Source organism: Pseudomonas sp. MWU16-30316 (genome assembly GCF_020515645.1).
Classification (GTDB): Bacteria; Pseudomonadota; Gammaproteobacteria; order Pseudomonadales; family Pseudomonadaceae; genus Aquipseudomonas; species Aquipseudomonas cerasi.
This window is the reverse complement of the sequence record NZ_JAIZAZ010000001.1, coordinates 394,617-407,848: the sequence shown is the minus strand read 5'-3', so window position 1 is coordinate 407,848 and position 13,232 is coordinate 394,617. Positions and strand designations below refer to the sequence as shown.

10 protein-coding genes are annotated in these 13,232 nt (G+C 58.2%); 2 read left to right on the top strand and 8 right to left on the bottom strand.

Features of this window, described 5'->3' with window-relative positions:
- Window positions 1-36: 36 nt before the first annotated feature.
- The gene (rlmE, locus tag LCH65_RS01985) at window positions 37-687 is read right to left on the bottom strand and encodes a 23S rRNA (uridine(2552)-2'-O)-methyltransferase RlmE (protein ID WP_003313635.1); all 651 of its coding nucleotides are present in this window, start codon (window positions 685-687) and stop codon (window positions 37-39) included.
- Between the two features lie 103 nt (window positions 688-790).
- On the opposite strand from rlmE, the gene LCH65_RS01980 reads away from it, so the two are divergent.
- Window positions 791-1,102 (top strand): YhbY family RNA-binding protein, encoded by a 312-nt coding sequence (locus tag LCH65_RS01980; protein WP_003340569.1) that lies wholly within the window; start codon window positions 791-793, stop codon window positions 1,100-1,102.
- Window positions 1,103-1,180: 78 nt separating this feature from the next.
- Here LCH65_RS01980 and greA read toward each other — a convergent pair whose 3' ends face one another.
- The 7 genes from greA to grpE all read right to left on the bottom strand — a co-directional run bounded on the left by greA (window position 1,181) and on the right by grpE (window position 11,250).
- Window positions 1,181-1,657: a transcription elongation factor GreA gene (gene greA, locus LCH65_RS01975; protein ID WP_003400161.1), complete on the bottom strand. Its 477-nt coding sequence runs from the start codon at window positions 1,655-1,657 to the stop codon at window positions 1,181-1,183.
- On the bottom strand, window positions 1,654-4,875 hold the full coding sequence (gene carB, locus LCH65_RS01970; protein ID WP_003431538.1) for a carbamoyl-phosphate synthase large subunit: 3,222 nt from the start codon (window positions 4,873-4,875) through the stop codon (window positions 1,654-1,656). The genes greA and carB overlap by 4 nt, the downstream gene beginning before the upstream one ends.
- Window positions 4,876-5,011: 136 nt before the next feature.
- The gene (gene carA / locus LCH65_RS01965; RefSeq protein WP_003418841.1) at window positions 5,012-6,148 is read right to left on the bottom strand and encodes a glutamine-hydrolyzing carbamoyl-phosphate synthase small subunit; all 1,137 of its coding nucleotides are present in this window, start codon (window positions 6,146-6,148) and stop codon (window positions 5,012-5,014) included.
- 216 nt (window positions 6,149-6,364) lie between these two features.
- Entirely contained in the window at window positions 6,365-7,168 is an 804-nt protein-coding gene (gene dapB / locus LCH65_RS01960) for a 4-hydroxy-tetrahydrodipicolinate reductase (RefSeq protein WP_003431540.1), read from the bottom strand.
- A 21-nt stretch (window positions 7,169-7,189) separates the two neighbouring features.
- Window positions 7,190-8,332 (bottom strand): molecular chaperone DnaJ, encoded by a 1,143-nt coding sequence (dnaJ, locus tag LCH65_RS01955; protein WP_226439096.1) that lies wholly within the window; start codon window positions 8,330-8,332, stop codon window positions 7,190-7,192.
- A gap of 326 nt (window positions 8,333-8,658) precedes the next feature.
- Window positions 8,659-10,575 (bottom strand): molecular chaperone DnaK, encoded by a 1,917-nt coding sequence (gene dnaK, locus LCH65_RS01950; RefSeq protein WP_003431542.1) that lies wholly within the window; start codon window positions 10,573-10,575, stop codon window positions 8,659-8,661.
- A 111-nt stretch (window positions 10,576-10,686) separates the two neighbouring features.
- Entirely contained in the window at window positions 10,687-11,250 is a 564-nt protein-coding gene (gene grpE, locus LCH65_RS01945; RefSeq protein ID WP_003313642.1) for a nucleotide exchange factor GrpE, read from the bottom strand.
- Window positions 11,251-11,520: 270 nt separating this feature from the next.
- On the opposite strand from grpE, the gene recN reads away from it, so the two are divergent.
- The gene (gene recN, locus LCH65_RS01940; protein ID WP_003431547.1) at window positions 11,521-13,194 is read left to right on the top strand and encodes a DNA repair protein RecN; all 1,674 of its coding nucleotides are present in this window, start codon (window positions 11,521-11,523) and stop codon (window positions 13,192-13,194) included.
- The last annotated feature ends 38 nt before the right edge of the window (window positions 13,195-13,232 follow it).

Here is a 13,232-nt window from a genome sequence, read left to right as displayed (position 1 = left end):
TCGGCAACGCCATTTGAAAAAAGCTATCGCACCTTGTCAAAAACGCTCGATGCTGGCTGCGCCATCAATCCCGCGAAAGCCGCGAGCCAGCAGGTATTGCTCGCGTGACCTGTCGCGGGACGACGACGGTTTGCGCATCTGCACCTTGTCGAACAGCTTGCGAATATCCTTGTGGTAGACATCGAAGCCTTCACCCTGGAAGACCTTGATCAGAAAATCGCCACCGGGACGTAGTACCCGACCAGCAAGATCGAGCGCCAATTCGCAGAGAAACATTGCACGCGGCATATCTACAGCGCTCAATCCACTCATATTGGGGGCCATATCGGAAATCACAAGGTCTACCTGCGTATTACCGACTGCCTCCAGGATCTGCTCAAGAATCGCATCCTCGGTAAAATCCCCCTGAATGAAGGTCACATCGGGGATGCTGTCCATTTCAAGGATGTCGGAAGCGATCAGACGACCTTGACCGCCGATCAGACGACTGGTCACCTGTGACCAGCCTCCCGGCGCTGCGCCGAGGTCGATCACGGTCATGCCAGGACGGATGAGCTTGTCCTTTTCCTGAATCTCCAGCAGCTTGTAACTGGCACGCGAACGGTAACCGTCCTTCTGCGCCATTTTGACGTACTTGTCGTCGAAGTGTTCTTTGAGCCAGTTATGGCTTGTCTTGGAACGGGCCACGGGGCACCTCAAAAATAAACGAGTCGTGATTAACTGGGCGGTCCCGGACTCGCTCGGGTAAACTGGCCGCCGCTTTTAAAAGATCAGACGCAGAGGTCAGATTATGCCGCTCACTCCAGAGCAGAAGAAACAATACAAATCCATTGGCCACCATCTGAAACCGGTATTGATCGTGGCTGACAATGGTTTGACTGAAGGTGTACTTGCAGAGCTTGAACGCGCACTGAGCGATCATGAGCTGATCAAGATCAAGCTCAACATCCTCGACCGCGAAAGCCGTCTCGGTGCCATCGCAGAACTGTGCAAGGCCGGTTCTGCCGACCTGGTTCAGGTCATCGGCAAAATGGCGTTGATCTATCGCAAGAACCCAAAGGTAAACAAGCAACTGTCCAACGTCCACCGCGCACACGGATAAAAACAGAAGTCAGGGCCGCCAAAAGCGCGCCCTGACTCTTTTTTGCCGCTGAAAGCGCCCGTAAAACGGGCGCCAGCATCAGATGTGACGTACTTCGATGATTTCGTACTCGATAACGCCACTCGGCGTTTTCACCACGACGACATCACCTTCTTCCTTGGCAATCAAGGCACGGGCAATGGGCGAGCCCACTGAAATCTTGCCTTTCTTGATATCCGCTTCGTCCTCGCCCACGATCTGATAGACCACGCTTTCGTCAGTCTCGACGTTAGCGATTTCGACTGTCGTGCCGAAAATCACCTTGCCGGTGTGCGGAATAGTCGTGACGTCGATGATCACAGCGTTCTGCATGCGGCCTTCGATATCACGTATACGCGCCTCGACCATCCCCTGCTGCTCGCGGGCAGCATGGTATTCGGCGTTTTCCTTGAGGTCGCCCAGTTCGCGCGCAGTACCGATGTCCTGGCTCAACTTGGGACGGACCACCTTGGTCAGGTGGGTCAGTTCTTCTTCCAGGGCGCGAGCGCCCTGGACGGTCATTGGGTATTTGATCATGCCTTCAATCCTGCATGGAGATCCTGCAAGCGACGTACGGTCTTCTCCGGACCAAACTTGAGCGCTTCACAAATCGCTTCGCCTGCTGCAATGGTAGTGGTGCAGTAAATCTTGTGCTGCAGGGCGTTGCGACGGATGGAGTAGGAATCCGCGATCGACTGGCGACCTTCGGTGGTGTTGATGATCAGGGTGACTTCGTCATTCTTGATCATATCGACCACATGCGGACGGCCTTCGGTCACCTTGTTGACGCGACGCACTTTCAGGCCTGCCGCTTCGATCAGCTTGGCAGTGCCTGCGGTGGCAACGATCTCGAAACCGAGATTGATGAGGTCACGAGCGACCGCTTCAACCAGAGGCTTGTCATCGTCACGTACGCTGATAAACGCGGTACCACCAGTTGGCAGCACTTCGCTCGCGCCCATCTGGGCCTTGGCAAACGCTTCACCGAAGGTATCACCCACACCCATCACTTCACCGGTCGATTTCATTTCCGGGCCGAGGATCGGGTCAACGCCAGGGAATTTGGCAAACGGGAACACTGCCTCTTTCACGCTGTAGAAGTTCGGAATGATTTCCTTGGTAAAGTTCAGCTCTTTCAGGGTTTTGCCTGCCATCACGCGGGCAGCGACCATCGCCAGGGAAACACCAATGCACTTGGAAACGAACGGCACGGTACGCGATGCGCGCGGGTTGACTTCAATGACGTAGATGTCTTCGCCCTGAAGCGCCAGCTGCACGTTCATCAGGCCGACAACGCCCAGTTCCAGCGCCATCTTCTTGACCTGCTCACGCATTTCGTCCTGGATGTGAGCCGGCAGCGAGTAAGGCGGCAGCGAGCACGCGGAGTCACCGGAGTGAACGCCCGCCTGCTCGATGTGCTGCATGATCGCGCCGATCACCACATCAGTACCGTCGCAGACCGCATCGACGTCCATCTCGATTGCGCAGTTCAGGAAGTGGTCCAGCAGCACAGGGCTGTCGTTGGACACCTGAACCGCTTCGCGCAGGTAACGCTTGAGTTCGTCTTCCTGGTAAACGATTTCCATCGCACGGCCACCCAGTACATAGGACGGACGCACCACCAGTGGATAACCGATCTTCGCTGCGGCACGAATCGCTTCGTCTTCGCTGCGCACAGTGGCGTTTGGCGGCTGACGCAGGTTCAGACGCTCGACCATGTGCTGGAAACGCTCGCGGTCTTCGGCACGGTCGATGGCATCAGGGCTGGTACCGATGATCGGTACGCCGGCGGCCTCAAGAGCCCGCGCCAGTTTCAGAGGCGTCTGGCCACCGTACTGGACGATCACACCTTTCGGCTTCTCGACACGGACGATTTCCAGCACGTCTTCCAGGGTAACAGGCTCGAAGTACAGGCGGTCCGAGGTGTCGTAGTCAGTGGAGACGGTTTCCGGGTTGCAGTTGACCATGATGGTCTCGTAACCGTCTTCACGCAGTGCCAGCGCGGCGTGCACGCAGCAGTAGTCGAACTCGATACCCTGGCCAATACGGTTCGGGCCGCCACCCAGGATCATGATCTTGTCACGCGTCGAAGGGTTGGCTTCGCACTCTTCCTCGTAGGTCGAGTAGAGGTACGCGGTGTCGGTTGCGAACTCGGCGGCACAGGTGTCGACGCGCTTGTAGACCGGGAACACTTCCAGCTTGTGACGATGAGTCCGCAGGTTTTTCTCGGTAACGCCCAGCAGCTTGGCCAGACGCGCGTCAGAGAAGCCCTTGCGCTTGAGACGGAACATCAGGTCGCGGTCGATCGCCGACAGACCCAGGGTCTTGATCTTCTCTTCGTCCTTGATCAGGTCTTCGATCTGCACCAGGAACCACGGGTCGATCATGTTCATGGCGAAGATTTCTTCGACCGTCATACCGGCGCGGAAGGCATCGGCGACGTACCAGATACGCTCGGCGCCCGGCACGGTCAGCTCGCGCTTGAGCGTGCTCATGCTTTCCGGATGGCTCAGATCCAGTTTCGGATCAAGACCGCACACACCGACTTCCAGACCGCGCAGGGCTTTCTGCAGGGATTCCTGGAAGGTACGGCCGATGGCCATCACTTCACCGACCGACTTCATCTGAGTGGTCAGACGCGCGTCCGCCTTGGCGAATTTCTCGAAGGCAAAGCGCGGCAGCTTGGTGACGACGTAGTCGATCGACGGCTCGAACGAAGCCGGGGTCTTGCCGCCAGTGATTTCGTTCGACAGCTCGTCGAGGGTGTAGCCAACGGCCAGCTTGGCGGCAACGCGGGCGATCGGGAAGCCGGTCGCCTTGGAGGCCAGCGCCGAGGAGCGCGATACACGCGGGTTCATCTCGATCACGACCATACGGCCGGTGTTCGGGCAGATGCCGAACTGAACGTTGGAACCACCGGTTTCAACGCCGATCTCGCGCAGCACTGCCAACGAGGCATTACGCAGGATCTGGTATTCCTTGTCGGTCAGGGTCTGTGCAGGCGCCACGGTGATCGAGTCACCGGTGTGCACACCCATCGGGTCGAAGTTTTCGATCGAGCAGACGATGATGCAGTTGTCCTTTTTGTCGCGGACAACTTCCATTTCGTACTCTTTCCAGCCGATCAGCGATTCGTCGATCAGCAGCTCCTTGGTTGGCGACAGGTCCAGACCACGGGCGCAGATTTCTTCGAACTCTTCACGGTTGTAAGCGATACCGCCGCCGGTACCACCCATGGTGAACGAAGGACGGATGATGCAAGGGAAGCCGAGCTTTTCAAGCACCGCGTTGGCTTCTTCCATGCTGTGCGCGATACCGGAGCGCGGGCACGCCAGGCCTATGGACTTCATCGCCTTATCGAAACGCGAACGGTCTTCTGCCTTGTCGATGGTGTCGGCGTTGGCGCCGATCATTTCGACGCCGAACTTCTCCAGAACGCCTTCGCGCTCCAGATCCAGTGCGCAGTTCAGAGCCGTCTGGCCGCCCATGGTTGGCAGCAGTGCGTCAGGACGCTCTTTTTCGATGATCTTGGCCACGGTCTGCCACTTGATCGGCTCGATGTAGGTGGCGTCGGCCATGGCCGGGTCAGTCATGATGGTGGCCGGGTTGGAGTTCACCAGGATGACGCGGTAACCCTCCTCGCGCAGAGCCTTGCAGGCCTGGGCGCCGGAGTAGTCGAATTCACAAGCCTGGCCGATCACGATGGGGCCGGCGCCGAGAATCAGGATGCTTTTAATATCTGTACGTTTTGGCATGGGTTGTCACTCAAATCCGCAGGTCAGTCGGCAAGCCGTCTTGAACATTTGTCTGAGGTGGCCTGGGCGGCAGCGACCGGACATTGAGTCCGGGGCCGCCCTGGGCACCTGCGTATTACCGTCTCAAGGCAACCGGTCAGCGGCGCTTGGCCATGGCTTCGATAAAGCGATCGAACAAAGGCGCGACGTCGTTCGGGCCCGGGCTCGCTTCAGGGTGACCCTGGAAGCTGAATGCGCTCTTGTCGGTCAGCTCGATACCCTGCAGGGTTCCGTCGAACAGCGACTTGTGAATGGCGCGAACGTTGCTCGGCAGGGTCGCCTCATCCACCGCAAAACCGTGGTTCTGGCTGGTGATCATGACCACACCGGTGTCCAGATCCTGGACCGGATGGTTGGCACCGTGGTGGCCGTGGCCCATCTTCACGGTCTTGGCACCCGCGGCCAGCGCCAGCAACTGGTGGCCCAGGCAGATGCCGAACACCGGAATGTCGGTTTCCAGCACTTCCCTGATCGCCTTGATGGCGTAATCGCACGGCTCCGGGTCACCTGGGCCGTTGGACAGGAAAACGCCGTCCGGCTTGTAGGCGAGCACTTCACTGGCAGGCATTTGTGCAGGCACCACGGTTACGCGGCAACCGCGCTCGACCAGCATGCGCAGGATGTTGACCTTGACGCCGTAATCGTAGGCGACCACATGATAAGGCAGCTCGGACGCGGCGATTTCAGGGTGGCTGTCAGTTTTCAGATCCCAGACGCTGGAGCGCCACTCGTAGGTATCCTTGGTGCAGACTTCCTTGGCCAGATCCATGCCCTTGAGGCCCGGAAAGCTGCGAGCAGCGGCAATGGCCGCCTCTTCGGTGATGTTATCACCGGCCAGGATGCAGCCGTTCTGGGCGCCTTTCTCACGCAGGATGCGGGTCAGGCGACGCGTGTCGATGCCAGCGATGGCAACGACGTTGTTGGCTTTCAGGTAATCACCGAGGGACAGCTTGTTACGCCAGTTGCTGGCTACCAGAGGCAGGTCGCGAATGACCAGGCCGGCGGACCAGACGCGATCCGACTCTGCGTCTTCAGGGGTGGTGCCGGTGTTGCCGATATGCGGGTAAGTCAGGGTAACGATCTGCTGGGCGTAGGAAGGATCGGTAAGAATTTCCTGATAGCCTGTCATTGCGGTGTTAAACACCACCTCACCAACGGTCTGACCGTCGGCTCCAATGGCTTCGCCGCGAAAAATGCTGCCATCAGCAAGGGCGAGTATGGCTGGCTTAGTCAAGAAGACCTCCCGTAAATAAAACCTGAAAGGGCGATCGCAGGCTGCAAAAAAGCGGAATGACGTAGTTACGTCACCCCGCTTTCTTATGGAATCATCTGCGCGCTTTTAGTGGACACACTAAAGCTGTAGCTTACAGAAAAGGCCCATTTTGGTCTACCACCAATGAGCCTGAAATGCGGGGAAATGCGACAGGGCCACGAATGGCCCTGTATGAAATCAATGCAGACCCAACACATCCTGCATGTCGTAAAGCCCAGGTGCCTTGCCGTCAAGCCACATTGCAGCCCGAACGGCACCCTTGGCGAAGGTCATGCGACTGGATGCCTTGTGCGTGATCTCGACCCGCTCACCGTCCGCGGCGAACAGCACGGTGTGATCACCCACCACGTCACCGGCACGAATGGTCGCAAACCCGATGGTCTGGCGATCACGCGCACCGGTCTGCCCCTCACGACCGTAGACCGCAACCTTTTCCAGATCACGACCCAGCGCATTGGCAACCACTTCACCCATGCGCAAGGCGGTGCCGGACGGCGCGTCGACCTTGTGCCGATGGTGCGCCTCGGTGATTTCGATATCAACCTCATCACCCAGAACGCGCGCAGCGGTGTCGAGCAGCTTCAGACACAGATTCACACCGACGCTGAAGTTGGCAGCAAAGACGATCGGAATGTCTTTACCCGCCTCTTCCAGACGCAGCTTTTCTTCCGCACTGAAACCGGTGGTACCGATAATCATCGCCTTGCCTGCCTTGCGACAGAACGCCAGATTTTTCAGCGTCACCGAAGGATGAGTGAAGTCGATCAAAACGTCGAACTCGTCCGCCACCTTTGCCAGATCACCCGACAGCGGCACGCCGATACGACCCAGCGCAGCCAGTTCGCCCGCATCAGCGCCCACCAGCGTGCTGTCAGGACGATCAATAGCGGCGGTCAAGCCGGCGCCCGGCGCCTGCTGAACCGCCTCGATCAAGGTCTTGCCCATACGCCCGGCGGCGCCTACTACAGCAATACGTCGCATGCCCTGCTCCCGTTGATAGCCTTACAGATCGCCGAAGAAACGCTTCACACCCTCAAACCAGCCACTGGCTTTCGGAGAGTGAGACTCGTCGTTTTCAAGCGAGGTGCGGAACTCTTCAAGCAGCTCGCGCTGGCGCTTGCTCAGGTTGACCGGGGTTTCGACTGCAACACGGCACATCAAGTCACCGGCACCGCCGCCACGCACTGGAGCGACGCCCTTGCCACGCAAGCGGAACTGCTTGCCGGTCTGGGTACCTTCGGGGATTCTCAGCTTGACGCGACCGTCGAGCGTCGGCACTTCAAGCTCGCCGCCCAGCGCTGCATCGGTGAAGCTGATAGGCACTTCGCAGAACAGGTGCTTGCCGTCACGCTGGAAGATCGCGTGTTCGCGCACATTGATCACAACATACAGGTCGCCGGTCGGGCCACCCTGGGTACCCGCCTCGCCTTCGCCAGACAGACGAATGCGGTCACCGGTATCGACACCTGGCGGCACTTTGACAGAAAGCGTCTTGGACTCTTCGACGCGGCCTTCGCCATGGCAGGAATCGCACGGATCGGAAATGATCTTGCCGTGGCCGTGACAGCGCGGGCAGGTTTGCTGCACAGAGAAGAAACCCTGCTGCATGCGCACCTGACCAATACCACCGCACGTAGGGCATGTGACAGGCGAAGAACCCTTCTTGGCACCGCTGCCGTCGCATGGCTTGCAGTTGACCAGCGTCGGAACGCGGATATTCACGTTAGTACCGCGAACTGCCTCCTCCAGATTCAGCTCCAGCGTATAGCGCAGGTCGCTGCCGCGCTGAGCGCCGCCACGACCACCGCCGCCACCGGCACGGCCGCCGCCAAAGAAGTCGCTGAACACATCGCCGAAGATATCGGAGAAGTTGGCGCCACCGGCACCGCCACCAAAACCACCGCCGCCACCCATGCTCGGGTCGACACCGGCATGGCCATACTGATCGTAGGCCGCGCGCTTGCTGGCGTCGGAAAGCACTTCGTAGGCCTCGTTGGCCTCTTTGAACAGCTCTTCCGATGCTTTGTCATCAGGGTTGCGGTCAGGGTGATGCTTCATCGCCAGACGGCGATAAGCCTTCTTCAGGTCCGCCTCGCTGGAGCCTCGCTCCACTCCCAACACTTCGTAATAATCACGCTTTGCCATAATTCTTCCGCACTCTTGAGGACGTTCGGCGAAAGCTCTCCTGAGCCACACCAAACTCGTTGAGCCCCATACAGGCCCGGACCCAACTCACGTCGATTCAACGATCCTGGTCTTCGTTCAGAGCCAGATGCATCCGGCCGAGAAAGCGGCAGAATGATTCGCCACGCAGGAGCGTCGCGATCTTGCCACGTGGCTTGCGGAGCAACTCCGCACGCCGAAATTTTTGCTTGTTCCAGACACGCCAACGCGGGAGCAAGCTCCCGCGCGGCGACATCCTACCAGTCAGCGCTCGAAAGAGGTCAACCGGCTTTCAAGTGAGCCTGCGCTTACTTGTGGTCTTTTACTTCTTCAAACTCGGCGTCGACAACATCGTCAGCCTTGGCAGTTTCTTCAGCTGGCTTGGCCGCAGCGTCCGGGTTTTCAGCCTGCTCGGCGTACATCTTCTGAGCGATTGGCGCGGAAACCTTGGACAGCTCTTCAACCTTGGCTTCAATGGCGGCCTTGTCGTCGCCTTTGATAGCGGCTTCCAGAGCAACCAGTGCAGCTTCTACCGCAGTCTTCTCTTCAGCAGTGACCTTGTCACCCGCGTCAGCGATCATCTTGCGAGTCGAGTGGACCAGCGCATCACCCTGGTTACGGGCAGAGGCCAGCTCTTCGAACTTGCGATCTTCTTCGGAGTTGACTTCAGCATCGCGAACCATCTGCTGAATTTCTTCCTCGGACAGACCGGAGTTGGCCTTGATCACGATGGACTGCTGCTTGCCGGTGGCCTTGTCTTTCGCGCCAACGTGCAGGATGCCGTTTGCGTCGATGTCGAAGGTCACTTCGATCTGTGGCACGCCACGTGGAGCAGGTGGAATCTCGGCCAGGTCGAACTTGCCCAGCGACTTGTTCTGGCCGGCTTGCTTACGCTCGCCCTGCAGGACGTGGATGGTTACCGCGTTCTGGTTGTCATCGGCAGTCGAGAACACCTGGGATTTCTTGGTAGGAATCGTGGTGTTTTTCTCGATCAGCGCAGTCATCACGCCGCCCATGGTTTCGATACCCAGGGTCAGCGGGCTGACGTCCAGCAGCAGAACGTCTTTGACATCACCGGCCAATACTGCGCCCTGGATGGCAGCGCCCATGGCAACGGCTTCGTCAGGGTTGACGTCTTTACGTGCTTCTTTGCCGAAGAACTCGGTCACCAGCTTTTGCACCAGCGGCATACGCGTCTGACCACCGACCAGAATCACGTCGTTGATCTTGCTGATATCGATACCCGCGTCTTTCAACGCCATGCGGCAAGGCTCGATGGTGCGCTGAACCAGGTCTTCAACCAGCGATTCCAGCTTGGAGCGGGAGATCTTCACTACCAGGTGCTTAGGACCGGTTGCGTCTGCAGTGATGTACGGCAGATTGACTTCGGTCTGGGTGCTGGAAGACAGCTCGATCTTGGCTTTTTCGGCAGCTTCTTTCAGACGCTGCATCGCCAGCGGATCACCCTTGAGGTTCATGCCGCTTTCTTTCTTGAATTCGTCGACGAAGTAGTCGATCAGACGAATGTCGAAGTCTTCACCACCCAGGAACGTGTCGCCGTTGGTGGCCAACACTTCGAACTGGTGCTCGCCATCGACTTCAGCGATCTCGATGACCGAGACGTCGAAGGTACCGCCACCCAGGTCATAAACGATGACAGTGTGGTCGCCCTTGGCCTTGTCCATACCGTAAGCCAGTGCAGCTGCGGTAGGTTCGTTGATGATGCGCTTGACGTCCAGACCGGCGATACGGCCAGCGTCCTTGGTAGCCTGACGCTGACTGTCGTTGAAGTAGGCCGGAACGGTAATGACCGCTTCGGTAACCGCTTCACCGAGATAGTCTTCGGCAGTCTTCTTCATTTTCTTCAGGATTTCAGCGGAGATCTGAGGAGGCGCCATTTTCTGGCCATTCACTTCAACCCAGGCATCACCGTTGTCAGCCTTGACGATCTTGTAAGGGACCATCTGGATGTCTTTCTGAACGACTTCCTCTTCGAACTTGCGACCGATCAGACGCTTTACCGCATAGAGGGTGTTGTGTGGGTTAGTGACCGCCTGACGCTTGGCGGACTGACCGACCAGGATCTCGCCATCATTTGCATAAGCAATGATCGAAGGTGTAGTACGAGTACCTTCGGCGTTCTCGATAACCTTGACATTACCGTTTTCCAGAATGGAGACGCAGGAGTTGGTAGTCCCCAGGTCGATACCGATAATTCTGCCCATCTTTGACTCTCCCGAAACTTGCAAAACTTGGATTGGGTTGCCGCCAGTGCGTTTACACCGTGCGGTAGCTCTTAAACGCTTGACCTTTAAATGGGGGCCTTACAGCTGATTTCAAGCCTGCTCGTTGATTGACGGCGTTGCAGGCGACGGTGCCTTGCTGACCACGACCATGGCCGGGCGCAGCAGGCGACCATTAAGCTGATAACCCTTCTGAAATACCTTGAGCACCGTATTGGGCTCAACGTCGGCACTTTCCTGCATGGCCATAGCCTGGTGCTGGTCGGCACTGAACGGTTGACCGTGTGGATCGATGGCTTCCAACTGATAACGCTTGAGGGTGTCCTGGAACATCTTCAAGGTCAGCTCGATGCCTTCACGCATCGGGCGAATGCTTTCATCGTCCGGACTGGACAGATCAAGGCCTCGCTCCAGACTGTCGATGATCGGCAACAGATCACCGGCAAATTTTTCCAGCGCAAACTTGTGCGCCTTTTCAACATCCTGTTCGGCACGGCGGCGGACATTCTGCAGATCCGCAGCCACGCGAAGGGATTGGTCCTGCGCAGCAGCCAGTTGCTCTTCGAGCACCTGCACGCGAGTTGTCAGTTCATCACCCGCGCCCGCTTCGGCAGCCTGATCCTGCGCCTGCGCATCCAGATTCTGTTCGTCAGCCATACATGTTCTCCTCTAAAGACGTCCGCGATCCCGATTCGCGCTTCTGCCCACCTATATGGGATCGGATTTTCCGGCTTCAAGGGTTTCATGTGATCGAGATACGCATTCCCTGACAAATAATCCGGATTCCAGCCCAACAAAAAATGGCGACTTGACACAAGAGGGACTAAAAACCACTACAGACCGATCAAATCGAGCTAAGCAAGGGCATTGTCAGCCACAAATAAAACACTGTATAAATAACCAGACAAACAGCCCGGGAGCCGCTCAATGCTGGTGCACCTTTCCGTACACAACTACGCCATCGTCGAACACCTTGACCTTGAACTGGATCGAGGCATGAGCGTCATCACCGGCGAAACCGGCGCGGGCAAGTCGATCATGCTCGACGCCCTCGGCCTGACCCTGGGCGACCGTGCCGACAGCGGCGTGGTCCGGCCAGGCGCCGACAAGGCCGACATCCTGGCCACGTTCGACCTGGGCGACATTCCCGAGGCACAGACCTGGCTCAAAGAGCGCGACCTGGACAACGACGGCCCCTGCATCCTGCGCCGGGTCATCACGGCCGAAGGCCGGTCACGCGCTTATATCAATGGCTCGCCCTGCCCTCAGGGCGACCTTAAAGCGCTGGGCGAACTGCTCATCGATATTCACAGCCAGCATGAGCACCAGTCGCTGCTCAAGACCGATACCCATCGACGCCTGCTCGACGAATACGCGGGTGCGACCGATCTGGCCCGTCAGGTCCATCTCGCTGCACAGCGCTGGCGGCAGACGCGGCAGGAGCTCGAACGCCTCTCCAACTCAGGTGACGAGCAACGCGCACGGCATCAGTTGCTGAGCTATCAGCTCGAAGAGCTGGAAAGCCTGAGCCTGGGTGAAAACGAGCTTGAACAGCTCGAACAGGAACACAAGGACCTGACCAACGCCGAAAGCCTGCTGAGCATTTGCCGACAAGTGGTCGAGCAGTGCAGCGAAAGCGATTCCGGCAACGTACTCAATGCCCTGACCGCCAGCCTGCATCGTCTTGGCAGCGTCGACCATTCACCCTCCGCCCTCAGCGAGGCCACAGGGCTGCTGTCCAGCGCGCAGATACAGGTAGAAGAAGCGGTAGGCGAACTGAATCGTTTTCTGGATCACTTCGATGCCGATCCGGCCAGACTGCAACAGCTTGAAGAACGTCTCGATGCCATTTACACACTGGCGCGCAAACACCGCATCCAGCCGGGCGAAGTCGCGACACTGCAACAAAAGCTGCTGGATGAAATAGAAACACTGAATGCCAACGACGAATCCATCGAACGGCTGGAGCATGAAGTGCAGGCATTTGCCAGGCACTATCAGGATAAAGCCCGCGAGCTGAGCGACCTGCGCCACAATTCGGCGACGAAACTGGCCAGCGCTGTAGAACAGGAAATTCATCGTCTGGGCATGCCCGGCGGCCGTTTCCAGATCGACCTCAAAGCCAACGCCAGCGTAGAACCCTCGCCTCACGGCCTGGAGCAGGTAGAGCTACTGGTCAGCGCCAACCCCGGCCAGCCATTGAAAGCGCTGGCGAAAGTCGCGTCGGGTGGCGAACTGTCGCGCATCAGCCTGGCGATTCAGGTCATCACCGCACAAACATCTCGGGTGCCGACGCTGGTATTCGATGAAGTGGATGTGGGGATTGGCGGGCCGACCGCCGAGATCGTGGGGCAACTGCTGCGTCGCCTGGGCGAGCGCGGTCAGGTCATGACCGTCACTCACCTGCCGCAGGTCGCGGCGCAGGGCCATCAGCACCTGTTCGTGCACAAGGTGCGGGACAACGACGCAACGCGCACCGCCGTGTCCAAGCTCAGCAAGACTGAACGTATAGAGGAAGTCGCCCGAATGCTGGGCGGCATCGACCTGACCAAGGAATCTCTGGCGCACGCCAAAAAGATGGTCGTTACAGCTAAAAGCTGAGCCATAGAAAGCACAAAGGCGACCGCGGTCGCCCCTGT

What these genes read in the sequence shown, in the direction of transcription:
- LCH65_RS01980 (WP_003340569.1), top strand. Translation starts at nt 791, where the DNA reads ATGCCGCTCACTCCAGAGCAGAAGAAACAATACAAATCCATTGGCCAC.
- greA (WP_003400161.1), bottom strand. Translation starts at nt 1,657, where the DNA reads ATGATCAAATACCCAATGACCGTCCAGGGCGCTCGCGCCCTGGAAGAA.
- carB (WP_003431538.1), bottom strand. Translation starts at nt 4,875, where the DNA reads ATGCCAAAACGTACAGATATTAAAAGCATCCTGATTCTCGGCGCCGGC.
- dapB (WP_003431540.1), bottom strand. Translation starts at nt 7,168, where the DNA reads ATGCGACGTATTGCTGTAGTAGGCGCCGCCGGGCGTATGGGCAAGACC.
- dnaJ (WP_226439096.1), bottom strand. Translation starts at nt 8,332, where the DNA reads ATGGCAAAGCGTGATTATTACGAAGTGTTGGGAGTGGAGCGAGGCTCC.
- dnaK (WP_003431542.1), bottom strand. Translation starts at nt 10,575, where the DNA reads ATGGGCAGAATTATCGGTATCGACCTGGGGACTACCAACTCCTGCGTC.
- grpE (WP_003313642.1), bottom strand. Translation starts at nt 11,250, where the DNA reads ATGGCTGACGAACAGAATCTGGATGCGCAGGCGCAGGATCAGGCTGCC.
- recN (WP_003431547.1), top strand. Translation starts at nt 11,521, where the DNA reads ATGCTGGTGCACCTTTCCGTACACAACTACGCCATCGTCGAACACCTT.